Origin of the sequence: Enterobacter sp. 22499 (assembly GCF_052044815.1) — a bacterium.
In the GTDB taxonomy this organism is placed as follows: Bacteria; Pseudomonadota; Gammaproteobacteria; order Enterobacterales; family Enterobacteriaceae; genus Enterobacter; species Enterobacter bugandensis.
In genome coordinates this window covers 251777-275267 of record NZ_JBQENR010000003.1, presented here as the reverse complement: position 1 = coordinate 275267, position 23491 = coordinate 251777, and the positions used below count along the sequence as shown (strand labels likewise).

At 58.6% G+C, this 23491-nt stretch carries 20 protein-coding genes; 3 read left to right on the top strand and 17 right to left on the bottom strand.

The genetic code is table 11. From position 1 onward, the window contains the following. Positions 1–5: 5 nt before the first annotated feature. The 15 genes from ACTJI7_RS12505 to ACTJI7_RS12435 all read right to left on the bottom strand — a co-directional run bounded on the left by ACTJI7_RS12505 (position 6) and on the right by ACTJI7_RS12435 (position 16406). On the bottom strand, positions 6–1004 hold the full coding sequence (locus tag ACTJI7_RS12505; protein WP_063437358.1) for a hypothetical protein: 999 nt from the start codon (positions 1002–1004) through the stop codon (positions 6–8). A gap of 16 nt (positions 1005–1020) precedes the next feature. After that, a complete protein-coding gene (locus tag ACTJI7_RS12500) occupies positions 1021–1818 on the bottom strand; it encodes a PP2C family protein-serine/threonine phosphatase (RefSeq protein WP_023336024.1) in 798 nt (265 codons plus the stop codon). Next, positions 1815–3575, bottom strand: coding sequence for a type VI secretion system-associated FHA domain protein TagH (gene tagH / locus ACTJI7_RS12495; protein WP_059358138.1), 1761 nt, complete (start codon positions 3573–3575; stop codon positions 1815–1817). The genes ACTJI7_RS12500 and tagH overlap by 4 nt, the downstream gene beginning before the upstream one ends. An 86-nt stretch (positions 3576–3661) precedes the next feature. Further along, positions 3662–4015: a T6SS amidase immunity protein Tai4 family protein gene (locus tag ACTJI7_RS12490; protein ID WP_048960690.1), complete on the bottom strand. Its 354-nt coding sequence runs from the start codon at positions 4013–4015 to the stop codon at positions 3662–3664. After that, positions 4012–4503 (bottom strand): type VI secretion system amidase effector protein Tae4, encoded by a 492-nt coding sequence (locus ACTJI7_RS12485; protein ID WP_023330611.1) that lies wholly within the window; start codon positions 4501–4503, stop codon positions 4012–4014. The genes ACTJI7_RS12490 and ACTJI7_RS12485 overlap by 4 nt, the downstream gene beginning before the upstream one ends. Before the next feature lie 58 nt (positions 4504–4561). After that, entirely contained in the window at positions 4562–5044 is a 483-nt protein-coding gene (locus ACTJI7_RS12480; protein ID WP_008502640.1) for an Hcp family type VI secretion system effector, read from the bottom strand. Between the two features lie 225 nt (positions 5045–5269). Continuing rightward, complete coding sequence (tssC, locus tag ACTJI7_RS12475) at positions 5270–6769, bottom strand: type VI secretion system contractile sheath large subunit (protein ID WP_006810956.1); 1500 nt, start codon at positions 6767–6769, stop codon at positions 5270–5272. A 3-nt stretch (positions 6770–6772) separates the two neighbouring features. Beyond that, positions 6773–7297, bottom strand: coding sequence for a type VI secretion system contractile sheath small subunit (tssB, locus tag ACTJI7_RS12470; protein ID WP_008502644.1), 525 nt, complete (start codon positions 7295–7297; stop codon positions 6773–6775). A gap of 75 nt (positions 7298–7372) precedes the next feature. Next, on the bottom strand, positions 7373–8389 hold the full coding sequence (gene tssA, locus ACTJI7_RS12465; protein WP_048956570.1) for a type VI secretion system protein TssA: 1017 nt from the start codon (positions 8387–8389) through the stop codon (positions 7373–7375). 11 nt (positions 8390–8400) lie between these two features. Next, positions 8401–9117 carry a type VI secretion system-associated protein TagF gene (tagF, locus tag ACTJI7_RS12460; protein ID WP_028013492.1) on the bottom strand — a complete coding sequence of 239 codons (717 nt, stop codon included), beginning with the start codon at positions 9115–9117 and terminating at the stop codon, positions 8401–8403. Positions 9118–9133: 16 nt separating this feature from the next. After that, positions 9134–12754: a type VI secretion system membrane subunit TssM gene (gene tssM / locus ACTJI7_RS12455; protein ID WP_232948565.1), complete on the bottom strand. Its 3621-nt coding sequence runs from the start codon at positions 12752–12754 to the stop codon at positions 9134–9136. Between the two features lie 2 nt (positions 12755–12756). Next, a complete protein-coding gene (locus ACTJI7_RS12450; RefSeq protein WP_028013493.1) occupies positions 12757–13995 on the bottom strand; it encodes a DotU family type VI secretion system protein in 1239 nt (412 codons plus the stop codon). A 17-nt stretch (positions 13996–14012) separates the two neighbouring features. Then, positions 14013–15356, bottom strand: coding sequence for a type VI secretion system baseplate subunit TssK (tssK, locus tag ACTJI7_RS12445; protein WP_440670298.1), 1344 nt, complete (start codon positions 15354–15356; stop codon positions 14013–14015). A 28-nt stretch (positions 15357–15384) separates the two neighbouring features. Continuing rightward, entirely contained in the window at positions 15385–15888 is a 504-nt protein-coding gene (gene tssJ / locus ACTJI7_RS12440) for a type VI secretion system lipoprotein TssJ (protein WP_028013495.1), read from the bottom strand. A 23-nt stretch (positions 15889–15911) separates the two neighbouring features. Continuing rightward, a complete protein-coding gene (locus tag ACTJI7_RS12435; protein WP_028013496.1) occupies positions 15912–16406 on the bottom strand; it encodes a hypothetical protein in 495 nt (164 codons plus the stop codon). 978 nt (positions 16407–17384) lie between these two features. Here ACTJI7_RS12435 and ACTJI7_RS12430 point away from each other — a divergent pair. Continuing rightward, positions 17385–19673: an FdhF/YdeP family oxidoreductase gene (locus tag ACTJI7_RS12430; protein WP_048960693.1), complete on the top strand. Its 2289-nt coding sequence runs from the start codon at positions 17385–17387 to the stop codon at positions 19671–19673. Between the two features lie 23 nt (positions 19674–19696). Next, entirely contained in the window at positions 19697–20593 is an 897-nt protein-coding gene (locus ACTJI7_RS12425) for a LysR family transcriptional regulator (RefSeq protein ID WP_136485531.1), read from the top strand. On the opposite strand, the gene ACTJI7_RS12420 is transcribed toward ACTJI7_RS12425, so the two are convergent. Both ACTJI7_RS12420 and ACTJI7_RS12415 read right to left on the bottom strand, forming a co-directional pair. Beyond that, the gene (locus ACTJI7_RS12420; RefSeq protein ID WP_136485529.1) at positions 20572–21330 is read right to left on the bottom strand and encodes a phosphate/phosphite/phosphonate ABC transporter substrate-binding protein; all 759 of its coding nucleotides are present in this window, start codon (positions 21328–21330) and stop codon (positions 20572–20574) included. The two genes, ACTJI7_RS12425 and ACTJI7_RS12420, sit on opposite strands and share 22 nt — an antisense overlap. Next, positions 21323–22294, bottom strand: a complete 972-nt coding sequence (locus ACTJI7_RS12415; RefSeq protein WP_136485527.1) for a fatty acid desaturase — start codon at positions 22292–22294, stop codon at positions 21323–21325. Before ACTJI7_RS12415 ends, ACTJI7_RS12420 begins: the two co-directional genes overlap by 8 nt. 148 nt (positions 22295–22442) lie before the next feature. Here ACTJI7_RS12415 and ACTJI7_RS12410 point away from each other — a divergent pair, with 148 nt between their 5' ends. After that, positions 22443–23423, top strand: a complete 981-nt coding sequence (locus ACTJI7_RS12410; RefSeq protein ID WP_028013500.1) for a GlxA family transcriptional regulator — start codon at positions 22443–22445, stop codon at positions 23421–23423. The last annotated feature ends 68 nt before the right edge of the window (positions 23424–23491 follow it).

Below are 23491 nucleotides of genomic sequence, written 5' to 3'. Positions count from 1 at the left end.
ATTCCTTAATTCGCCGCGCGCCAGGCGCCTACTGCCGGATCGCGCAACTGAGGACGCAGGGTATCAATCAGAACGATATTCAGCGGGGTGCCTGGGGCAACCCAGGCGCTCCAGGTTTTCTTCACCGCCGCAATACGCGCCTGCAGTTTTGCATCGTCGCTGGCGGTCTCGCGGGAAATTTCTACCGCAACCGTGCCGTTGCTCTTCCAGCTGTTCAGGGTGCTGTCGTAAGGCAGGATCATCCAGCTCTGATCGCTGTCTGGCGTGCTGAATACCATGCGCTCTTTATTGACGGAGGTGATCAGCGCGTTTTCCGGATCGGCGCTCTGATTCAGCCCCATCACCGGGAAGCCGTGAATGTACGTCACCGCCATCTCTTTCTGCCCGCCGTTGCGGGACTGAGAGATAACGGTGTGACCGCTCAGCCAGCTGCCGTTACCGCAGCGGGTGGTGTCAGAATCCGGAATAAAGAGCGCCGGAGCGGACGCGCCGCCCTCCCAGAAGGTGCGCAGGTGGCAGCCATCCTGCAGGGTAAACTCCTGCCACGGCGTGCGGTCCGCGGCAACGGTGCGGGAAGCCACGTTCTGATCGGGTGGCAGTAACGCGCCGCTGGCTGGGGTTGCGGTGACGGTCTCGGCAGGCGCGGCCTGCTGCTGTTTCACCACCAGCGCCCAGTCCTGCGCTTTAGCTGCCGTGCCCTGCGCCAGCGTCGTCCCCTCGGGATCGTTGAGCGTCCAGCTGAGTTTATTCACTTTGCTGCACTGGTGTTCCAGCAGCGAGCCAAGACGCGGCACAAAGTTTTCCAGCACGGAGACGTCTTTCTTGCCGTTTGCCACAATGCGCAGCGCCACCTCAGGCTTACACCAGCTTTGCGGGGTGTTGTCTTTGATGTTGTCGATCCAGATATCCAGCTTCTGCGCAGGAGACTGCACGATGCGGAAATTTTCAGCCTGCGCGGTGGAGGTCGCAGCCAGAAGTGCCAAACCCGATAGCCAAAGTTTCATATCGTTCCTTGTGTGTCTAATCAGTTCCGCAGGGAAGAAATTGTGCTGCATCAGAGAGGGTGTGCAGCAAAGTGGTGTCCTGAGGGTTGCCCATCCATACCGCCAGGGCGGTATAGTTATCCTGCGCATTCCCCTCCTGCTCGCCATTCTTTTGAATGATTTGGTTCATTAAGGTCAGCCACTCCTGCGGCGTATTGACCATGTGCAGCGACTGCTTCATTTGCTCTTCGCTGACGCCGTGCCAGAACCCGTCGGTGCAGAGTAAAAAGGCATCGCCGTCTTCAACCTGCACCACGTCGCTGTAGCTCGCTTCCGGTCCGCCGTTTTCAATTCCCAGCGCCAGATAAAGCAGGTTGCTGTTGAGATCGTCCGTCTGATGCCCGGCATCCTTCATCTGCTGCACCAGACTGTGGTCCGTGGTGACGTGCCACAGCCACCCCCGGCGAAACAGGTACAGGCGGCTGTCGCCGGCGTGCGCCCAGTACGCCAGCCCGTAGTCCCGGTCAATGAACAGGCTGACCAGCGTCGTGCCCATCCGGCGATAGTCCTGAACAGCCTGCTGTTCGCTCAGAATGGTGCGATTCGCCGTCTGCACGTAGTCGCGGATATGCTGCGCGTTGAGGTGCTTGTCGCCATCGAAGCGGGAGATAATGCTGTTACGGGCCAGTTCCGCGGCGACTTCACCACCGGGCAGACCCGCGATGCCGTCGCAGACGACAAAGCAGGCCGAGCGTTCCCCTATGGTTTCTCCCGTCTGATCCTGGTTGCTGGCGCGCGTCCCCTGGCGGGAGAGAGAAGCGGTTGCGATATTCATTTGTCTTCCGATCCGCTCTGTGAGTCTTTGTACTGATTCACCTCCATGTCATACGCATGAAGGAAGGCTTCGCCGAACAGGGTGTGGAAGTCATCCTCAATCTCGCCCGCCGTCTCGCCATAGCTGCGAACAAAATAGTCCCACAGGGCGGCTTTGCGGCTGCCCGGCAGCGCCAGACGCGAGGTCATGCCGTTCTGCTTCGCCTGCTCCTCCAGCTGTTCCGGGTTAAAGGACTGCAGCATCGCTGCGATGATGGCGCGGATACCGGAGATCATCCCCAGCTGGTGCGCCTGCAGGTCGATCAGCGCGTCGCGCACCGATTTGGTCGGCGGCATAAAGCCCGGCATCGGGGTGCCGAACATCTGAATTAAGACGGTTTTCCCGGTCGGCAACAGCTTGAACGGGTTGTTGGCATCGTCCAGCACCATGGTCATATCGGCTTTTACGCCGCGTTTCAGGATGGAGCGCGACGAGAGCAGCGCCACGGTGCCCTGCGAGAACATGCCGAGAATCTGCCCCAACTGACGCATATTTTCCCGGTCAAACTGCGGAACAGGCTGCATTTCGCTCAGGCCCATACCTTCAAGCAGCGCCTGCAGCAGCTCGCCCTGCAGCACTTCACCCTTCTCGCCATTATTCGGGCTGGCGGTTGGGGATGCCGCGTTATTGACCGGGTCGATGCGCAGGCGCCCCTTCGGTGCCTGAGCGCTGCTGCGCGCAACGGCCTGCGGCGTAGGCATGGTGAAGCCTGCGTAATCCGGCCGCGCCGGCTCTTCTTCACGCGGCGTTTCCTGCGGCTCTGGGGCGAACAGCGGAGAATCGGCAAGCACGTCCTCTTCCTGCTCCGGTTCAGGCGTTGATGCTGGCTTTTCGTCTGCAATATCATCCGGGTGGGTTAACGGTGCTCCGCCCATCAGCCCGAGCGGGTCATCATTGCGCGCGGCTGGCGCGCTGGCCTTTCCACCGAACAGCGCCAGCGGGTCAAGCTCGTCCGCCGCGTCTTCTTTAGGGGCGGGTTGCCCCTCAACCGGCGGCACCAGCGTAGAAGGCGTCACGTCGTCAAAAATGCTCTCTTTTTTGAACAGCGCTTCGTCGCTGAACAGCGTGTCCGGGTCGACGTTCTTGCGCTCAAGCGTTGGATCGCTGTCGTTGAACATCGCCAACGGATCTTCGGCATTACGCTCCGGCGCGGCGGGCTGGGAGAAGGGATCCTGTGAGGCCGCAGGCTGCGGTTTTGCTCGGTTGCTGGAGATGCTGTCGGAGATGGAGAACTCCTGCATCAGGCTGTCCCAGATTTCGGAAGGCACGGCGGTCGGTTCCGCCTTCCCGCGTGGCGCGGGGTTAGCAGGCTTCGCTTGCGCTGCGGGCGCAGCGGGTGCGGCTGTCGGACGCGCCTGCTGCTGCATGCTGGCCGCCATGCGGCTCACCGGCTGTGTGTCGTGGATCAGTTCGGTCACTTCGATACGGTAGTCATCAATACCGAGAATGTCGCCATCCTGCAGTTCAACCTGACGTCCGCGCTCCAGCGGAATATCGTTTAATACCACGCGGGTGACGCTGCCACGGTTGGTGACACGGCACTCGCCCTGAGCGTCAACGTGGACAATGGCCTGCAGACGCGAGATGGTGCGGTCATTGTCCGGCAATACCAGATTGTTATCCGTACCGCGCCCAATGGTGCCGCCCGGGGCGTAAAAATCACAGCTGCTTTGCGGCGGCTGATGACCGGGTTTCGTAGAAATAATCGTGAATCGCATGGCGTATTCCTGCTGGTATGATTAGCGCTCAAACGCTGCCGCTCTCGGGGCGAGAACGGCGGCGTTTGGGGCCGCTTCCAATGCTTCTATTTTGCGGTTTTGAGCGGACGAATCGCGTCGCTGTTGGCGATTAAGCTGCACTTTAAAACCTGATATTGACCCGGTTCAGTACCGCCTATCTTCTCTTTCAGAGAAGAAACAATGATCTGGTCAGCTTTTTCAAAATTTTCAGCAGGGAGATTGCTTGCTTCCAGCCAGGCGGCCGCGCTGGCCTCTGCATCATCTTTCAGACTTTTACTGTCCGCGATCTTACTGATGCAACGGTTTTGCACCCAATTTTCAAAGATTTGTTGCTGAGAAAAAGCGCTGACGGCAGGCAGATTTTGGGCATAAACAGCAGAGGCATTGATAGCCAATACCAGCAGTAATAAACGTTTCATTTCAGGCTCCAGAAGGTGGCGTTGGTCGGAATAAACGAACCATTACCCGGTGAGCCGAGGAAATGGCAATCATCAGAGCAAATATTTCCATTCCAGAGTGTGACATGACCGGTAGCGTCGCTCCAGCCGTGCCCGGTAAAAATGATGATGCCTTGCTTGCCTGCAAATTGCGCAGGCGTTGGGGAAGAGACCGACATATCTGCATTGCCCAGTACCGTGGGTAGAAATGCAATCATATCTTTAACGCGGAACATATAGCGCTTTTTGTCGTTCCCGGTCACTGTCGCATATTTACTGTTAGAAGGAATCGGAATGCCACAGTAATTTAAAACGTAACTCATACGAATTGGGCAGGCATTTTTAAAAATACCGGCGTCGATATTATGCTGAACTTTTCCACCCAATAATTTGCCAACCTGTTCTACGTTTACGTTCACTTCTCTGAATCTGTTCCAGGCGGCACCAAAAGCAGGACGCATATGAGACATCTCGTTTCTCCTTGATAAGAAGCTCAGGGTAAAGTGAGCCCTTTCGGGCCCACTATTATTATGCTTCTTTGTTTTCTTTGATATTCCAGCCAGCGCTGCTTTCAGCACCTTTACCACCCGACGTGGTCTGCTCCCAGTACTGCTGTTTCACTTTCGCAGCCTGGAATGCATAGGTCACACCCACGGTGTCGCCGTTGTCTGCACCGGTGTACTGAACGGAAGTCACCAGCACATCTTCCAGCGTAATGCGGGAGTATTCCACCTGCTGACCGCCCGCTTTACAGACGGACAGCTCAACCTTAGTCAGGTGTTTACCGCTGGCGCAGTGTTTCAGGATAGCGGTGGTGGATTTGTCGATCAGCGCGTTAACGTGCAGGTCGTTAAAGTTAACTTTACCGGCACCGCCGCCACCGCCAACGCTCATATTACCTGGCTGGGAAGCGCCCCAGGAGAAGGAGGTAATATCAGTCCAGCCGGTGTGGTTAGAATCTTTAGATTCGCCCGTAACACCCTCGACCTTCAGAAACATATCAATAGCCATAATATCTACTCTTCGTGGATGAACAATATTGCTTTCGAAAAAGCACTTATATGGCAAACAGGAAAGCATGGGGCTGAATAAAACCGTCCATATTTTACCTCTGCCTCATATCAAATGACCCGTGTCATTTGACAGTCTTACATTCCTCCGAAATAACGGAATGAATGTGAAGTCATTATTACCGTTCCAGCCGTCTTTCTTGCCGGCCCGTGCAAGATGTTGCTCTTACGCGTCTTTCGTCTTCAGCGACGGCAGTTTAGAAACCAGACGCAGAGAAACGGTCAGACCTTCCAGCTGGTAGTGCGGGCGCAGGAAGAACTTCGCGGCGTAGTAGCCCGGGTTGTCTTCGATTTCCTGCACCTGCACTTCCGCAGCCGCCAGCGGTTTACGGGACTTGGTTTCCTGGGAGGAGTTAGCCGGGTCACCGTCGACGTAGTTCATCACCCAGTCGTTCAGCCAGCGCTCCATCTCTTCGCGCTCGCGGAAGGAGCCGATTTTGTCGCGCACGATGCACTTCAGGTAGTGGGCAAAGCGGCAGCAGGCGAACAGGTACGGCAGACGAGACGCCAGGCGCGCGTTGGCGGTGGCATCCGGATCGTGATACTCGGCCGGTTTTTGCAGGGACTGCGCGCCGATGAAGGCGGCAAAGTCGGAGTTTTTACGGTGTACCAGCGGCATAAAGCCGTTTTTCGCCAGCTCGGCTTCACGACGATCGCTGATGGCGATCTCGGTCGGGCACTTCATGTCCACGCCGCCGTCATCGCTCGGGAAGGTATGGCACGGCAGGTTTTCCACCGCCCCGCCGGACTCCACGCCGCGAATCGAGGTGCACCAGCCGTACTCTTTGAAGGAACGGTTGATGTTGGCGGCCATCGCATAGGCCGCGTTCGCCCATGAGTAGCTGTTGTGGTTTGCGCCGTCGGTCTGCTCTTCAAAGTCAAAGCTGTCCACCGGGTTAGTGCGAATGCCGTACGGCAGACGCGACAGGAAGCGCGGCATCACCAGCCCCAGATAGCGGGCGTCTTCGGATTCACGCAGTGAACGCCAGGCGGCGTATTCGGTGTTCTGGAAGATCTTGGTCAGATCGCGCGGGTTAGCCAGCTCCTGCCAGGACTCCATCTGCATCACGCCCGGCGCGGTACCGGTAATGAACGGACAGTGCGCCGCAGAACCGATGCGCGCCATTTCCCCCAGCAGCTCAACGTCCTGCGGGCTGTGGTCGAAGTAATAGTCGCCGACGATGCAGCCAAACGGCTCGCCGCCGAACTGACCGTACTCCTGCTCGTAGATTTTTTTGAAGATCGGGCTCTGGTCCCAGCCCACGCCCTTGTAGCGCTTCAGGGTGCGGCCCAGCTCCTGCTTGGAAATGCTCATAAAGCGGATCTTCAGCATCTCGTCAGTTTCGGTATTGTTGACCAGGTAGCTCAGACCGCGCCAGGCGCTCTCCAGCTTCTGAAACTCTTCGTGGTGAATAATCTGGTTCACCTGCTGGGAGAGCTGCTCGTCGATACCGGCAATCAGGTTCTGAATGGTGCGGTAGGTGTCGTTCGAGAAGGTGACGGTATTTTCCAGCGCCTGCTGCGCCAGGGTCTTGACCGCACTCTCCACGGCGGAACGCGCCTGATCGGTTTTCGGGCGGAACTCTTTGTTCAGCAGCGCGCTGAACTCATCCTGGCTGAACGCCTGACCCGCCTGCTGATCGTGTTGTTGAGTCTGGTTGCTCATCGATTATTCCTCGCTACCTTTCGCACTTTCGTCATTTTTCGGCAACTGGCTCAGGGATTTGAGCAGCGTCGGATCCTGGAGAATTTTTGCGATCAGCTCTTCCGCACCGTTTTTGCCGTCCATGTAGGTCAGCAGGTTAGAGAGCTGCGTGCGCGCCTCCAGCAGCTTGTTCAGCGGCTCAACTTTGCGGGCCACCGCGTCCGGCAGGAAGTCGTCCATGCTGTCGAAGGTCAGATCGACGTTGAGCTTACCTTCGCCGGTCAGGGTGTTATCTACCTGGAACGCCACGCGCGGCTTCAGCGCCTTCATGCGTTCATCGAAGTTATCGATGTCGATTTCCAGGAATTTACGCTCGTCGACGGCTGGCAGGTTTTCCACCGGCTTGCCAACCAGATCGGCCATAACGCCCATCACAAACGGCAGCTGAATTTTGCGTTCTGCACCGTAGATCTCTACGTCGTATTCGATCTGCACGCGGGGAGCACGGTTGCGTGCGATGAATTTCTGTCCACTGTTACTCATTGCCATGATGTTCTCCATCAAAGATGCGCGGTGAAGGTGAAACGGCAGACTCCATGCCTGTCGTCATAATGCCAGGACGCGTCATTCGCGGCGTCCAAAGATGTTTTCCAGTTGGTTAACGCCGTCTGGCGCCAGGTCGCGAATAATGTCCATAAAGTTAAGTTCTGACAGCCGCTGCACCCGTTCAATCATCAGCGGCGCGGGGTGGCTCGGTTCGTACTGCGCGAAATACTGCTTCGCTTTTTCCAGCATTAGCTGCGCGTCGGCGCGGCTGGTAACCTGCACGCTGCGCCAGTCGGTGACCGGCTGAACGGGCTGCGCTGCCGCAGGCTGCGGCTCAGCGTGCTGTTCAGCCTGCGCTTCACGGTTCGGCAGCAGCTTGCTGATGTCGGTCACCTGACAGGCGCTGGCGACCAGCCCCACGGTTTTCAGCAGCTGTTCCATTTCCGGTACGCCGCTTTCACCGAGATGCCCGGTGAGCAACTCGCGGATGGCCAGCAGCCGTTCGTTAATCACAATAACCGCTGCGGTCCCCGGCTGGTCGCCGCGCGCCAGTTCGTCAATCAGCCTCGGGCGACCGCCGGGATAGTCCGGACACTCGGTTTTACTGCCGTCCAGCAGCGCCTGGGCGTCACGCAGCGAAATTTCATCGCCGTTTGAACGCAGCAGCGAGGCGTTACGTACCGCGACGGTGAGCTCGGATTTATCGCTCAGCCCTGCCAGAGCGTTAATGCGATAGAACGGGTCGGTTTCGCCATACTCTTCCAGCAGCGGATAGAGCGGCTCCCAGTAGCGCGCGATAGCCTCCTGCACCAGCAACAGCCCGTCCGCGTAGCCCGCAAGACCGCGACGGCGGGTCCAGGCGTGGGTTAACGCCAGCATCACGCGAAGATCTTTGGTGCGGCTCAGCAGGCTGGTAGCGAATTTTTCTACCGTGTTCCAGTCCGCAGGCTCTGCCGGGATGATGGTGTCGCCAAACTGCTGTTCCGCTTTGCCCTGACTGGCCTGGTTCATCGCCTGGAAGTCAGCGTCATATTCCAGATTGTCGCCACAGGGCTTGTCGGGACTTATTGGCGCGAGAAATTCTTCGATATTCATGAGATCCCTGCTTATTCAAACATAGGCGGATAGAGACCGTGACGCCCCGGGCGGGCGCCCCCTGCCGGGTCGAACAGCAGGGTAAAAAGCTGCCCGGTGAAGTTGCCGCTGTGAACGTGGGTGTACAGCGGGTAACCGTCGCAGCGGTTGGTCCACCAGTAGCTGGTCTGACGCAGCGGGTCAAAGCACTCTGCCGCCTGCGGCCAGCCCAGCGTGCTTTGGCCGTCCTCGTCGTAGCCAATGACGTCGAGGATGTCAGAGCGCTTCTGCGGCTCGACGGGCTGCGGCGCCGGAATGGACATCAGCATCTCATCCAGCTGCGAGGCGGAAAAGCTGTTACGCACCGCGTGCAGCCCCAGACGACCAATTTGCTGATACCAGCTCTCCGCCTGGCTGAGCAGGCTGGTCGACCACTCTGACGGGGCGAAGCTCAGCTGAATGCAGACCGGGTACTGTCGGCCAACGCTGTCGCGGCCGGGCAGCAGGCAGCCCATCTGGATCATTTGGCTGCCCAGCATCGGCGGGACGACGAAATTCCAGACCGGAGCTTTGGTGAACTGGCGCTCGCCGCTGCGCTGCTCTTCCTGCTGCCAGGCCAGCAGGCCAACCTGAAACCAGTGCGACCACTGGCGCTGTAAGGTGTCAGGAAAGCGACGCTGCAGGAAATCTCCGGCGCTGGGTAATTTGCCATACCAGCTGTAGCGGTTCATCGCAGGGGTATTCGTCATACGGCTGTCCTTGCGGTTATGGGCATGAAAAACGGGGAAGCTGGAACGGGTTGCGGATGCTGTTCGGCGCAAACTCCAGCGTGACCTGATGTCCGTCGACGTTGAAGGTGGCCTGACGGCTCAGGCTTCCCGCGCCCGGGCTGGTGCTCGCTTTGTCAAAAAAGCGGTTGAGCGCCCAGGAGCCGTTGGTCACAAGCGTCGCGGTGCTGCCGTTAGCCAGACCCAGCTGCATACGGACCTGGTTGGTGCCGCCCGGCCCCGGCCAGTTCATGATCTGCACCGCCTGCGGACCGTGGCTGTAACGCAGCAGCTGGCCGTCGACATCCAGCGTCAGGTTCAGAATGGTGTTATCCATTCGCACGGTGCGAACCGTCACCTTGAAAGACGGCGTGGTTGCGCCGTTAGCAAAGAAGGCGTCGCGAATCGACTGGGCCTGCTGGAACGGTCTCAGCAGCCCTTCGCTGCCCGGCAGGGTTTTACCGTCGATACCCGGCATAAAGCGCCAGTTTGCCTGCGTCGTATCCACTTTGCTGGTCAGGTTGTCGCGAAAGAAGGTATCCATCAGCCCGGTGCCCGGCGCGAACATGCGGGCGAGATCGTCCGGAGTGACCTCAGTGCTGGCGCTGCGCACCAGCGGGTAGCGACCGGCGATCGCCTGACGGCAGAAACCGCCGACTTCAACGTTGATCCGCTTACGCACGTTTTCCAGATCGCGGCGCTGGGTATCGCTACTGGCCCCCACCGCCATGTTGCTGAACATGGTTTGCAATCCGCCCGGCAGTCGACCGGCGCTGGCCTGCAGACGGCTGATCGCCTCGCCGCCCGGCGCCGGCATACCGCTGTTGGCGGCGTCCTGCACGGCGGTCAGGTAACGATAAAGCTCATCCACCTGCTTGAGAAAATCGTCAAACACGATGGTCTTGCCACCCTTTTCCAGCGGCTGGGCCAGCTCAATCATCGGCGCGTAGTGGTCCGTCACCAGCTGCTCCGGCGCCTGAGTAATCGCGGCAGCCTGCGTCGGGGCATTGTCATTATTGCTGAACAGCGCTTCCAGCGTGCGGGTGGCGCGGTTGCTCTGCGCCTGCGCTTTACCGGCATCTTCCGGTGCCGGGGTATCCCGGGAGAGCGTCAGCACCTGGCTCAGGTTCTGCACCAGACGGCGCAGGGGCGAGTTTGCGCCAGAGAGCAGGCGCGCAGTGTTGATGCGCTGGGAGAGATCGGCGCTGTTGTTAAGCTGGATGTCGGCGAGAAAGCGATCCCAGTTCGCGATAAAGTCGCGCATGTAGAGCTGGCGTACGGCGTTATCGATCTGCTGTTTATCTTCCTGCGCGGTCGCGGCGCCCAGCACCCAGGCGTCGTCTTCATGCAGAGCGGTCGTTACGCTGTCAATCTGGCTGTTAAAGCTTTTCCAGTAACCGTCCGGCGTATAAAGACCCGGCACCCCTTCGCTCACCGGCTTACCGCTTTTACGGGAAAACACCAGCTCGCTCTGTGGCCCGCCCAGGTCGGAAAGGGAGACCGGTTTGAGGTTGTCGTCATGTTCCAGCAGGCGCTTCAGGCGACCGTAGACGCGGGTTGAAAGCGGCTGCTGGTTGATCAGCGCTCTTTCACGCGCCACCAGGGATTCGTCCTGCGCGTACGGCGAGGCCTGAATTTTCGGCTCCAGCAGCTGGGTGAGGTGCCATTCGAGCTGCTGCAGTTGCGCCTTCGTGACGTTTTGCGGCAGGTTGCGCTGCAGGTTGAGCATCACCCAGGAGTGCAGGAATTTGCCGTCGTAGTGCTTCGGCTGATAGAGCATCTGATAGGCTTTCAGCGCCTCGTAGCTGTACTCCACGTCGCTGCCGTTATCGTTGCGCAGCCAGGTGGTGATGTGCATAGCAACGGCGGGCAACAGCAGCTGATCCAGCGCCTTCTGATACAGGGACTGCGAAGCATCGCTGACGTCATCCCCACGGTAAAGCCCCATGCGGCGGGAGACTGGCGGATCGTTGACATCAAACGCGTCGCTTTTCGGCAGGTCCACCAGGCCATTCAGCAACGGCAGCAGATCGAACAGGTCACGCTGCGGCTGGTTCTGCAACGCTTTGCTCTGCTGGTCCAGCAGCGGCACCTTCGCATCCACCTCTTCCAGATAGGCCTTGTTTTTAGCATAGCTGGTCAGCCACAGCCCGCCGAGGATCGCCAGCAGGGCCAGCAGCGCCACGTAGCCGGACCAGATCACCGCCCGGTTGCGCAGTTCCCACCAGCGGTTTTCCCCGGCGATCCCGGCTTCCTGGAAAATAACGTTTTGCAGCAGGTTCTTGATGAAGAAACTCTGGCCCTTCGCGCCCGGGATTGGGGCTTCTTTACTGACCGAATCCCAGTTATCGCGCTCTGCCCCTTCCGGCAGGGAGAGCGCGCGGTTCAGTTCGCCCATTACGCGGTCAAACGGCATGCCTTCCTGCGTCCCGCTGGCGAAGTAGATCCCGCGCGGGGAGAACTCAGTTTCGAAGTTGGAGCGCGCAAAGACCGTGCTCAGGTAGTCCGCCAGCAGCGGACGCAGCGCGGCGAACTCCTGCGGGAAGAGATACGCTTCGGCGCGGGTTTTCGCGTCATGCTCTTTGAGCATGGTTTCCGGCAGCCCGGCATCAAGACGCTGCTGTAACAGAGAAAATTCCTGCTGGAAGTTGCCCATCAGGTCGTAATCGGCGTGTTTGGTCTGCTCCCACGGCAGCGTGAAGCCCCAGATCTGGTCGCGCTGCGCTTTATCGTAGTCGGCAAACCAGGCGCGGAAGCCTTTAAGCAGGTCGGCCTTGGTCACCATCACGTACACCGGGAAGCGGATACCCAGCTGTTCATGCAGCTCGGACAGGCGCTGGCGCAGGTTCACCGCCTGCTGGCGGGACGCCTCGGGAGACTGGGTCAGCAGGTCCGAAATGCTGATCGTGACGATGACGCCGTTGATCGGCTGGCGGCGACGGTACTTGCGCAGTAGCCCCATGAACTGCAGCCACTCACCGGCATCCTGTGCCTGCTCGCTCTCCTGGGTGGTATAGCGACCCGCGGTGTCCAGCAGCACGGCCTCGTTGGTGAACCACCAGTCGCAGTTGCGCGTGCCGCCAATACCGCGCAGCGCGGTCTTACCAAAACGGTCGGCCAGCGGGAACTGCAGCCCGGAGTTCACCAGCGCCGTGGTTTTACCGGAGCCCGGCGCGCCGATAATGACGTACCACGGCAGTTGATAGAGATATTGCGTGCTGAAGCGCTGGGTCCACTGAGCGCCCTGGCCCGCTTTGCTGAAGTGCGCTTTTTTAAGCATCTGCGCGGCTTCATCAAAACGGCTGGCGAGGATCTGCTCCTCACTGTTCAGGCGCTGCTGCGGATCCGCCGCCTCCGGGCTGGTGGTGTTCTCGTTGAGCTTGTCCATCAGCTTGCGGTTCAACCAGGCGTTATAAAGGCGCGGCAGAATATGGCCCTGCGCCCACAGCAGGTAGACCACGGCGATACTGATGATGCGGTTCTGTTCGGATTCGAGCGGTCGGGTGTCCACGATGGACAGCAGAGGGCCAATCATCCAGATCACCGCCGCCAGCGCCGTTACGCCGAGGAAGCTCCACAGAATGCGGTTGGTCAGAATGGAAAGAAGTGTAGTCAGCATCCTTAGTTTCCTTGCGGCAATCCGTTCAGCTCGGCCTGGGTGTTTTCAGGCGACACCAGCAGAGTAATTTCCACACGGCGGTTACGGGCGCGGTTTTCCGGCGTCGTGTTCGGCGCCACCGGGTTAATCTCGCCCCGCCCTTCCGCCTTCACGCGGCCAGGCTGAGAGAGGCTTCCCTGCAGCATTTTCTGTACGGAGCGCGCGCGTTCCAGTGAGAGCTCGTAGTTAGAGGCAAAGCGCGCACTGCGGATCGGCACGTTATCGCTGTAGCCCACCACCAGAATTTTGCCGCTGACGTTGTTCATCGCCTGCGCAATGCGGTTGATGACCGGTTCATAGCGGTCGCGCACGACGGTCGAGGCGGAGGCAAACAGCCCGTCGCCCTTCAGGATCACGACGCTGCGATCTGCCTGGTCTTTTACCGCCACCAGGCCCGCCTCAATTTCAGGCTTCAGGAAGCCGCGCAGGTTAAGCACCGCGGGCAGCTGACGCGCCGGCTGCTGGATGGTGGTTTCCGGCAGCTGGGACTGATAAATCTTCGCCAGCACCGGGTTGGTGTTGTCGCCAAGGCGCCAGTTAAGCACGATATAAAACAGGCAGGCGATAAACCCGGCCAGCGCCACGCAGGCCCACAGGGGAACCATCGGCCGCCAGAGCTTGCGCAGCACCGGACGATCTTCCGGATGGGGAGAAAGCGGCGGCGGATAGCTGCCGCGCACGCCGCGGATCATTTGCCACAGCCGCTGCTTGATGGTTTCAAGCTGGGTGCGGCCATTGTCCAGCACCCGATAGCGCCCCTCGAAGCCGAGCAGCAGGCAGTAGTTGATCATCTCCAGCAGCAGGATATGCTCGCGCGGGTTCTGCGACAGGCGCGCCAGCAGCTGGAAGAACTTTTCGCCGCCCCAGGTTTCGTTATGGAACGTTACCAGCAGGCCATTGCTGGACCAGACGCCGCTGCTGCCCCAGGGAGTCAGCGCGGCGGCCTCGTCCAGCGCCGTGCACAGGCAGTAGCGCGCCCCGACGATCACTTCGTAGGGCAGCCCCGCCTGCTGGCAGCGGACTTCAAAACGGCGAATCTCATCGATCAGGCGCTGGCGTAACGCCACCTGATCGTCATGTGATACCGAATGACGGATCTGCGGAATCGCGTTGAGCAGCGGATTGGCGGCCGCCACCAGCTGATTGTTGCTACTGGCTCCGGTAAACGCGGCATCACTGCCGCTATCCTGTCGTTCCTGCATATTAAGCGCTCGCTTTATTATTCTGTCGGGCTACGGATGGCCCAAAACTCCATATCCAGCCCCGGGAACTCCCCTGCAAGGTGCAGGGCGAATGCGCCGGACTTATCCATCTCGTGCCACAGCTCGCTACCCTTCTCCAGCTCGAAGTAGCTGTAGCCGGCATGCCACGGGATCTGCGGCGGCGCGACCGGCATGGCGCGCAGCATAATGCCCGGCAGCTGCAGCTGAACCAGATCGCGAATTTTCGAGACCGGGGCAATTTTCATCTGCGCCGGGAAATGGGTTTGCAGGTGTTCGCCCGGCACGTTGGCTTTCACCGCCAGCACGAAGCCAAATTCGCGCACCATGCTGGTTTCAGGAACAGTGGCGATGTTCAGGCCATGCGAGCGCTCGTTAAGCGGCAGCTGAATGGCGTGGTCTTCCATCACCAGCGACAGCCCCTGGCGCAGCATCAGCATCAGCTTGCTGAAGCAGTTCGCCAGATCGTCGTGATCGTAGATCGGCAGCACGCTCTCGGTGGTGCGCTGCGACGTCCAGGTCGTGAGCTCGGTGGCAAACGGCAGCCAGCTGCGCCAGAGCGTTTCCGGGTGCAGCAGCGGCAGCGTTTTTAAATGTGAAACCTCGCCCAGATGACAGTTCACGAGCGAAAGCAGCGTAAATTCAATCAGTTCAGAGGTGTTAAAGCGGCCAGGCTGACGCAGGCGGCCGCCAATCTGCTGGCTGCGCTGCACCAGCAAACCGTGCAGATCGTTGATCATGCTGTAGATCTGCGGGCTGTTATTGGCGTTCAGCATCGGCGGGATGTAGCTGTTATCCAGCCGCACGTGGTTGTCGTTGCGTTTTTCAGTCACAAACGCCACGCCGATGGATGTCCATTCTGCCGTGAGGTCTTTTTCCAGCATCAGCGTCAGGCGCAGGCGGCCAAACTGGACGGTGGCATCCCCCACCGACATGGCGTTATCGTCCTCCACCTCCTGCTCAAACGCGACGAAGCGGGCCAGCGAGGCGGGCTCTTCGCTGAAAATCACCTCTTCCCGCTCGCCACGACGAACCGGCAGCGCGAGCACCACCTTTTCGTTGGTGAGATTGTCAGGAATTTTTAGCGGCGCGGGACCATTGCGTCCGTTGCGGACCTGGAAAAAGGTGCCGTCCGGCAGTAACCCGCTGCAGTAGCTCAGGGCAATACAGCCCTGGCGAAGCATCGCTTCGTCCAGTTCTACGTCGAGAAAGCCCCAGAGATAGGAACGCTGCAGCGCACCCCACTCACGAACATGGTTGAGCAGATAACTTTCAGTCCGCTGAAAATGGTGTGGACGCAGGAACATGCCTTCGGTCCAGACGACCTTTTCTGCTTTGGTCATGATGATGTGTTTCCTGTTGTGAAGCGCGTTACTGGCTGATGACCCGAATGCCGTTTACGTCGAGAAAAACGTTGGCCTGGAGTTCATCCGCGGACCATTTCCAGAACTGGTAGATATGATTTTCGCCTGGCACAGGCAGCGGGAGTGAAACGCGCCATTTTTTACCGTCCAGCTTCTGATATTCCGCCATCACGCCGATATAACGCGCCTCAGGATCGCTCTGACCGCTGAGGGTTTTGGACAGCTGTCCCGGCATCAGGAAGAAAACGTCGCTGTTCAGCAGATTCGCGCCAAGCGTTGCTGACGCGTTGTTCTGCAGGGAATAGAAGTCGCTGGACATGAAATCCGCATCGGATTTCAACAACAGCACCCGGACTTTAAGTGGCGCAGAATCATTGATTTGTGGATGAGCCTGAAACTGCAGATTGTAGCGGGAAGGGTCGCTGTGTGAAGACGACGTACAACCACTGACAAGGGCGAAAATCGCCGCGTAAAAGACTAACCACAGCCGATGAAACTTTTTATTATTCATAAAAATACGCCCACGAAAGCCGTTTAGTTCAGGATCCAGGTACCGTTAGCGCTGTCTTTGCAGGCTTTGCTGTTGCCATCCACATCGACGCAGGTCGCTTTTTTACGCACCTTAGGACGAATGGCCTGTTTGCGGACGGTGGCTTCGTACTGGTCGGCTTTGATAACGGCGCGCATCGGGACGTAGCCAATCAGCTGGTCGTTCCCCTCATCGGCGAGCGCCATCCAGTAGTGTTCAACCTGCCCAAGCACTACATAGGTTTTTCCGGTTTCCAGCGTACGGATAACCTTTCCGCCAAAATCAGGACGGCTCATCAGGGAGGCAGGGTACATGGCACGATAAGGCTCGTTGAGCTGGGTGAATTCCGTTGGCGGCACCACGGCGTGACGGTGGGTCAGGGTGACACCGTTGACCTGGCTGGTCACGATCGTGTCGTCGGTGATTGCCGGTTTCTGTGGCGCTTTACAGCCCGCCACCGCCATTACAAACAGAAGTGAAAACAGTACGCGCATTTTCATATGCTTTTCCGTAGCGATATTTTGATGATGGAGATAAGGGGATGAAATTTGACTTAGGTGCTATTGTTAAAATAGTCAGGATAATTTCGGGGTGTTACTAATTTAAAGGCATAGCTACCGCACGAGCCCTTCAGAATAAGGCCCAGCGTCTTCCTGACATATTTTGACAAACGGTAAACAAGTTTACATGAGCTTTGCTTCAATTCAATATTTACCGCAGCGTAAGTGGTGGTAATTGAAGCAGCCGAAACATTATAGGATTAATCTGATAAAAAAACCCGACATGGCCTGGATCTACTTATTTCAACACCTGATAATGATATAACACACTGTTATTAAAGCATAAAATTCAAAAGAGAAAGGATTTCATTAACGCAATAATGCTATTATCGCCACTACCATAATTAGTAGAAATGGCGTTTTGGTGATATCAGAAGAAGATATCGACGATGAATTATTTGTTGCACTAACAGGGTATGTTTAATATTGCCGCATAACCTGACGACACCATCGCTATTTAACTTATTGACTGCGCCTTTAATTTCACGACTCAAAATAACTTATATTTCATGTTGTGATAATAACCCTGTAAGTGATTATACATTTCCATTAATCATTAAGCCTGAGTAAACCTTCTCGTCACTATTTCGAATACCGACGTTGCTACAGCGCCTGTCATCCGCCATGTTTCCACTTTTGAGCGACCGTCTCTTTCATTCGAAATTTTACCTGCGCTACATGCTTTCCCTCTCGACGCTATCTATCCTGCCTACCGGATGATAGATACAATTTATTATTAAAATGATAAAATTTCGTTATAATTTCTTTAAATAGTTGCATGCCAACATTCTTAACTCATTGTTATAAAGATAATTACAGGCAAGAGCCGTAACTCGACCGCGTGGATTTCCATCTCAGCCAGTCATTGCTTTTGCTTATTACCCAGCCGTTGCGCGACCAAACACGTCAGGAGTCAGTATGAACACGAAAAGACGCTCAGTTCCCGGTATCAGACACTACGATGGTCCTGCCGGCGGCTGGGGCGCGTTGAAGGCGACGGCCATTGCGGTACGTACCCAAATGGATACCCTGGACGCTCCCGCGACGCTGCTGCGCACCAACCAGCCGGACGGTTTTGACTGCCCCGGCTGCGCGTGGCCCGATAAAGAGCACAAGTCGACATTCCAGTTCTGCGAGAACGGCGCGAAAGCGGTGACCTGGGAAGCGACCAGTAAGCGCGTGACGCCCGATTTTCTGGCGGAAAACAGCGTCTCCTCGCTGCTGGCTAAATCGGACTTTGAGCTGGAAGGTTACGGTCGTCTGACGCATCCCCTGCGCTATGACCGGGCCAGCGATACCTTCCGGCCCGTCGACTGGGACGAGGCGTTTCAACGCATCGGGGAAATATTGCGCGGGCTCGAACCGGACCAGGTCGAGTTCTATACTTCCGGGCGCGCCTCTAACGAAGCGGCGTATCTGTTCCAGCTGTTCGCCCGCGAGTACGGCACCAATAATTTCCCGGACTGCTCGAATATGTGTCACGAGGCCACCAGCGTCGGCTTGCCGCGCTCCATCGGAATTGGGAAAGGCACTGTCTCGCTGGACGATTTCGACAAGACTGAGCTGGTGATCTCCATCGGTCACAACCCCGGCACCAACCATCCGCGAATGATGGGTACCCTGCACGAGCTGGCGCGTCGCAATGTGCCGATTATCGTTTTCAACCCGCTGCGCGAACGCGCCCTCGAACGTTTTGCCGACCCGCAAAGCGTGATTGAAATGGCCACCTATAGCTCTACGGACATCGCCTCGACCTACTTCCAGGTGAAGGCCGGGGGCGATGCCGCCGCGCTGAAAGGCATTGCTAAACACCTTCTGGAGATGGAGGCCGAACGCGGTGACGTGCTCGACCGCGCGTTTATTGCAGAACACACCCGGGGTATTGAAGATTTTGCCGCCGATATCGCGCAGACCCGCTGGGACGACATTGAGCGCGAGTCGGGGCTCAGCCAGGCGGCGCTCAAAAAGGTGGCCGAGGCCTATGCCAAATCAAACGCCACCATCATTACTTACGGAATGGGGATTACCCAGCACAATAAAGGCACGGCGAACGTCCGCCTGATTGCTGACCTGCTGCTTCTGCGCGGGAATATCGGCAAGCCCGGCGCGGGGATCTGCCCCCTGCGTGGCCACTCTAACGTTCAGGGGAACCGGACCGTCGGGATTAGCGAGAAGCCTGCCCCGGCCTTCCTGAACCGCCTGAAAGAGGTGTTTGGCTTTGAGCCCCCTTCCCGTCACGGACACGATGCGGTGCAGGCGACGCAGGCCATGATCGACGGTCGCGCAAAAGCGCTCATTTGCCTCGGCGGTAACTTTGCCGTCGCGATGCCCGACCACGAGAACGGTTTCCCGGCGATGGGTAACCTGGATCTGAGCGTGCACGTCGGGACCAAGCTGAACCGTACCCATCTGCTGGTGGGCAAAGAGACCTTTATTTTCCCGTGTCTCGGCCGCACGGAGCTGGATATGCAGGCCACCGGCCGTCAGTCCATCACCGTCGAAGACTCCATGTCGATGGTGCATGCTTCCTCCGGCAAGCTGAAACCCGCCTCGCCGTTGCTCCGTTCGGAGCCTGCCATCGTCGCTGGCCTCGCAAAGGCTACCCTGCCGGAAACACGCGTGGACTGGCTGACGCTGGTCGAGGATTACGACCGCATCCGCGATTTGATCGAGCAGACCATTCCGGGCTTTGAGAACTACAATGCGCGGATCCGTGTTCCCGGCGGCTTCCGCATGCCGCTGCCTCCGACACAGCGTATCTGGCCGACCGCAACGGGCAAAGCGATGTTCTCGGTTTTCGACGGCGTACAGGAAAACGCCAGCGGTGAAGGCGAGCATGTGCTGCGCCTGATCACGCTGCGCAGCCACGATCAGTACAACACCACCATTTACGCCCTGGACGATCGCTACCGTGGCGTATTTGGCCGCCGCGACGTGCTGTTTATGAACGAAGAAGATATGGCGCAGTCAGGGCTGGAACACGGCGATCGCGTGGATATCGAAACCGCCCTCCCCGGCAGCGCACAGCGGCTGGAAGATATTACGGTGGTGGCGTACAACATCGCCCCGGGCTCCGTCGGCGCGTATTACCCGGAGGCCAACGTGCTGGTGCCGCTCGATTATCTCGATAAGGACAGCGGTACGCCGTCGTATAAATCGGTTCCGGTTCGCATTACCCTGCGCTCGAAAGAGATCCGCATGCTGTAAGGCTTTACGCGCAGAGAAGAGTGATGGACATAAAACAGTTAAAATATTTACTCGCGCTCGACGAGACCCGCCACTTTGGTAAAGCGGCATTGCGGTGCAACATCACCCAGCCGACCCTCTCCATGCGCATCCGCAGCCTGGAAGAGGAGCTGGGGCTGGTGCTGATCGTGCGCGGGCAGCGCTTTGAAGGGTTTACGCCGGAGGGAGAGCGCATTCTCGCATGGGCGCGCGCGCTTCTTGCCGCACACGACGGATTGCAGGCGGAAGCCGCGCTGTGTAAAGGCCAGGTAGTGGGAGAATTACGTCTGGGGATGGTGCCGCTGGCGAGCGTGGATCCGATGATCTTTATCCGCCTGCTGACGCAAAAGTACCCGGAGCTGACCTACAGCCTCTACTCTATGTCTTCGGCGCAGATTGCCGACGGCGTCAACCGCAATCAGCTTGAGCTGGGGATTTGCTACCTGAACAGCATCGACACCAGCCTGTTTGACATTATTCAGCTTCCCAAAACGAAGATGGGGCTGCTCCACGACACCCGTCATTTCCAGCTTACCCCGGAGACGCTGACCTGGCACGACCTGACGGATTTTCCGCTGGGGTTCCTGACCAAAGGGATGCACTACCGGGCGCATATGGAGGCCAGCTTTAAAGCTGCTGGCATCGAACCGACGGCCGTTTTTGAGAGCGACTCTACGTTCCAGATCATTCAGGCGGTTCAGAGCGGCGTATGCTGCGCCGTGATGCCGCTGAATAACGGGCTGGAAGCCCTGAACGGCACTTTCAGGATTGTCCCCATCGCCGACGCGAACATTGAGGCTCCCATCGGCCTGATTATGCGCAGGCAGAAACCCGTCTCTTCGCTGGCGCTGCGCTGTTTTACCGACGCGCAGGCGATTTATCACGCGGACAAGGAGGCGTAAGCCTGCCGCGACACCACGCTAAAACCGCCGATCAGCACTGCGGCGCAGACCTCCCGGTATTCCGGCGCACTCACCAGCTCGCGCAGCGCATCGCGAATGGCGCTGAGCGTTTCGGGGGACGTGCGTCGCGACGTGATTAATGGCAGCCCTGGCGTCAGCGGCGTTCGATCGAACGCCGCCAGCCCCGCAAGCCGTTCCGGCTCATGACGCTCCAGCAGCGCCCAGGTCACGCAGTCGATGGCGGCGATATCGCTCTTCCCGCGCTGCACGTCAATCAGCGACTGACGGTGGCTACCGCTGAAGGACGTTTGTGAAAAAAATGGTCCGTCAACAATCAGGGGAGCCACCTTTTTTCGCAGCGCGTTATAGCCGGACTGCGAGTCTTCCGAATTACAAACCGCCCGACGTCCGCGAAAATCCGCCAGCGTGAGATGCCTATCCTCCTCGCGCACTACCAGAAAACTGCGGTACTGGAATCCTTCGCAGCCCGCGGCGGTGTAGTGAAAACAGCCCACCACCTGTACCTCCGGGAGCTGCGTCACCAGCGGGTAGCCGCATGTCTGGCTGAGGATAAGCTCAGGCTGCTGCCAGTGGGCCATCAGGTCAGACTCCGGCCAGCCGGGAGCACCACCGACGGGCACGCCACGCGCGGCCAGCAGATGCTGCACCGCCAGCCAGAGCGCGCGGGTATCGCCGCGATCCACGGCGTACATGGGAAACGCCAGCAGGTTACTCATACCTCTCCTCCTGTTGTTTTCCGGGATGGACGGTGACCTCCACTGGCCGGGTCCAGAACTGGCGTAGCCATTCACCGTAGCCCCGGACCACAAAGCCGTGGTTACGCTGCCGGTACGCCTCCCGGTTTTGCCGGTAGATCGTCGGCAACCCGTACCAGGGAACGCCCGGTAAATCGTGATGAATAGAATGGTAGTTGAGATTCAAAAACAGCACCCGCCAGACTAGCCCGGCCTCGTTAATCACCGAGCGCGCGAGCGGATCGTCTGCCGCCCGATGTTCGTAGAACGAGCGGACCTTGGTCAGCGCCAGCGCCGGATAGCTCACCGCCAGCACAAACCAGACGGGCGAAAAGCCGTGATGCACCATCCACGCGAAAAGTGCCGCCAGCAGCAGAACGTGAACCAGCCACATCGTCATCGCCCGCAGGTGAAAATCACGAAACGCCGCCCCGGCGCTGCCCAGCGTCTGGACGATATCCAACAGCGGCGCCAGCAGAAGCCGCCCGGCAAAGGTATTCCGGGCCCGGATCAGGCACTTCTGCCACGGGGAAAAGCGCGCCCAGCTCGCCTCGGTAAAATAATACGACTCCGGGTCATCCACCGGATCGGTCAGGCTATCGTACCGATGGTGGGCCAGATGGGAATCCCGGTACAGGCCATACGGATACCAGACCGCCAGCGGGAGCGTGCCAAACAGCTGGTTAAGCCGGGCAAAACGGGTGGGATGCCCGTGGATCAGCTCGTGCTGCAGGGACATGTACCAGGCGGTAAACCAGATAAGCAGCAGCGTGGCGGGAAGCAGGCCGAGCGTTTGCCAGAATGTTAGGGTGGAAAACCAGCCGGTATAGATAATGACGATCAGCAGCCACGTAGGGAGTTCACTTCGCCACAGAACCCCAGATGCAAGTCGGTGGATGTGATTGCGCTGCTGCGGATGTAAATAGAGGGAGCTTCGTTTACTCATTCCTTCAGACGCCGTTTCGCCAGAGACAATGCTCTGACGATCGGGGATAACGCCTGAAATGACAAAGAACTTAAATCGCTTTGCTTTGCCGGAAACGCAGGGTCACGCCCGGCTTGACTTATTCTGTGGTAAAGGTACTTTTCAGGACATGAAGAAAATACTAATTATCGTACCTGACGGCGGCATGCTGTTTGAGGCCGCCGGTATCGCCGACATTCTGATGCAGGCCAACCGGCTGCATCCGGAAGGGCTTACCCAGCCCCGCTACCGTATCATCATTGCCACCACGCAGCCCCACCAGGTGATCCACGGCCAGTCTGGCCTGAACCTGCTGGCGGACTATCGTCTGCCGGAGCTGGATCCGCGCGAACCGCTGGACACCATTATCATCACCGGACGCGGGATCAACGAGCAGGAGAGCACGGCGGTGGTGGACTGGCTGCACCTCGCTGCCCCGCACGCCCGGCGAGTCGCCTCCATTTGCGGGGGCGCGATGCTGCTTGCCCAGACCGGCTTGCTGGACGGCCGCCGTGCAACCACCCACTGGCGGCTGCTGGAGACGATGCAAGCCCAGTACCCGGCTATCCACGTCGAAGGCGGCCCGCTGTATATTCAGGATGGCCCCATCTGGACCTCCGGCGGCGTGAGTTCCGGGTTCGATCTGACCCTGGCGCTGGTGGAAGACGACTACGGATTTACCCTCGCCCGCGACGTGGCGCAGGATATGGTGATGTATCTGCGTCGCCCCGGCGGACAGCTGCAGTTCAGCCGCTATAGCCTGCAGCAGCCTGGCGCATCGGGGCCTATCAGCGAACTGCAAACCTGGATCCTGCAGAACCTCACCGCCGACCTGTGCGTGGAAAATTTGGCCGAAAAGGTGGCGATGAGCCCGCGCAATTTCACCCGAGTTTTTACCCGCGACGCGGGAGTCTCGCCTGCCCGTTACGTGATGGAAGCGCGCCTGGCCGCCGCCCGACAGCTGCTTGAGCAGACCCATGATCCCCTTGAGCGGGTTGCCGAGCAAAGCGGGTTTGGCACCAGCATTAACCTGCGCCGCGTGTTTGAGAAACAGCTCCACCTCACGCCAGGCGAGTATCGCCAGCGCTTCCACTGCCGCAAGATGGCGTAATCTGATCCTTTTTTGTCGTTTACGCCAACCGGCCCCGCGCCTACAGTGACTCCAGACAACAGAGATAA

What these genes read in the sequence shown, in the direction of transcription:
- ACTJI7_RS12505 (WP_063437358.1), bottom strand. Translation starts at nt 1,004, where the DNA reads ATGAAACTTTGGCTATCGGGTTTGGCACTTCTGGCTGCGACCTCCACC.
- tssK (WP_440670298.1), bottom strand. Translation starts at nt 15,356, where the DNA reads ATGACCAAAGCAGAAAAGGTCGTCTGGACCGAAGGCATGTTCCTGCGT.
- tagH (WP_059358138.1), bottom strand. Translation starts at nt 3,575, where the DNA reads ATGCGATTCACGATTATTTCTACGAAACCCGGTCATCAGCCGCCGCAA.
- ACTJI7_RS12415 (WP_136485527.1), bottom strand. Translation starts at nt 22,294, where the DNA reads ATGAGTAAACGAAGCTCCCTCTATTTACATCCGCAGCAGCGCAATCAC.
- ACTJI7_RS12500 (WP_023336024.1), bottom strand. Translation starts at nt 1,818, where the DNA reads ATGAATATCGCAACCGCTTCTCTCTCCCGCCAGGGGACGCGCGCCAGC.
- ACTJI7_RS12490 (WP_048960690.1), bottom strand. Translation starts at nt 4,015, where the DNA reads ATGAAACGTTTATTACTGCTGGTATTGGCTATCAATGCCTCTGCTGTT.
- ACTJI7_RS12420 (WP_136485529.1), bottom strand. Translation starts at nt 21,330, where the DNA reads ATGAGTAACCTGCTGGCGTTTCCCATGTACGCCGTGGATCGCGGCGAT.
- ACTJI7_RS12450 (WP_028013493.1), bottom strand. Translation starts at nt 13,995, where the DNA reads ATGCAGGAACGACAGGATAGCGGCAGTGATGCCGCGTTTACCGGAGCC.
- ACTJI7_RS12425 (WP_136485531.1), top strand. Translation starts at nt 19,697, where the DNA reads ATGGACATAAAACAGTTAAAATATTTACTCGCGCTCGACGAGACCCGC.
- tssA (WP_048956570.1), bottom strand. Translation starts at nt 8,389, where the DNA reads ATGAATATCGAAGAATTTCTCGCGCCAATAAGTCCCGACAAGCCCTGT.
- ACTJI7_RS12435 (WP_028013496.1), bottom strand. Translation starts at nt 16,406, where the DNA reads ATGAAAATGCGCGTACTGTTTTCACTTCTGTTTGTAATGGCGGTGGCG.
- ACTJI7_RS12485 (WP_023330611.1), bottom strand. Translation starts at nt 4,503, where the DNA reads ATGTCTCATATGCGTCCTGCTTTTGGTGCCGCCTGGAACAGATTCAGA.
- ACTJI7_RS12430 (WP_048960693.1), top strand. Translation starts at nt 17,385, where the DNA reads ATGAACACGAAAAGACGCTCAGTTCCCGGTATCAGACACTACGATGGT.
- tssM (WP_232948565.1), bottom strand. Translation starts at nt 12,754, where the DNA reads ATGCTGACTACACTTCTTTCCATTCTGACCAACCGCATTCTGTGGAGC.
- ACTJI7_RS12410 (WP_028013500.1), top strand. Translation starts at nt 22,443, where the DNA reads ATGAAGAAAATACTAATTATCGTACCTGACGGCGGCATGCTGTTTGAG.
- tssB (WP_008502644.1), bottom strand. Translation starts at nt 7,297, where the DNA reads ATGGCAATGAGTAACAGTGGACAGAAATTCATCGCACGCAACCGTGCT.
- tssC (WP_006810956.1), bottom strand. Translation starts at nt 6,769, where the DNA reads ATGAGCAACCAGACTCAACAACACGATCAGCAGGCGGGTCAGGCGTTC.
- ACTJI7_RS12480 (WP_008502640.1), bottom strand. Translation starts at nt 5,044, where the DNA reads ATGGCTATTGATATGTTTCTGAAGGTCGAGGGTGTTACGGGCGAATCT.
- tagF (WP_028013492.1), bottom strand. Translation starts at nt 9,117, where the DNA reads ATGACGAATACCCCTGCGATGAACCGCTACAGCTGGTATGGCAAATTA.
- tssJ (WP_028013495.1), bottom strand. Translation starts at nt 15,888, where the DNA reads ATGAATAATAAAAAGTTTCATCGGCTGTGGTTAGTCTTTTACGCGGCG.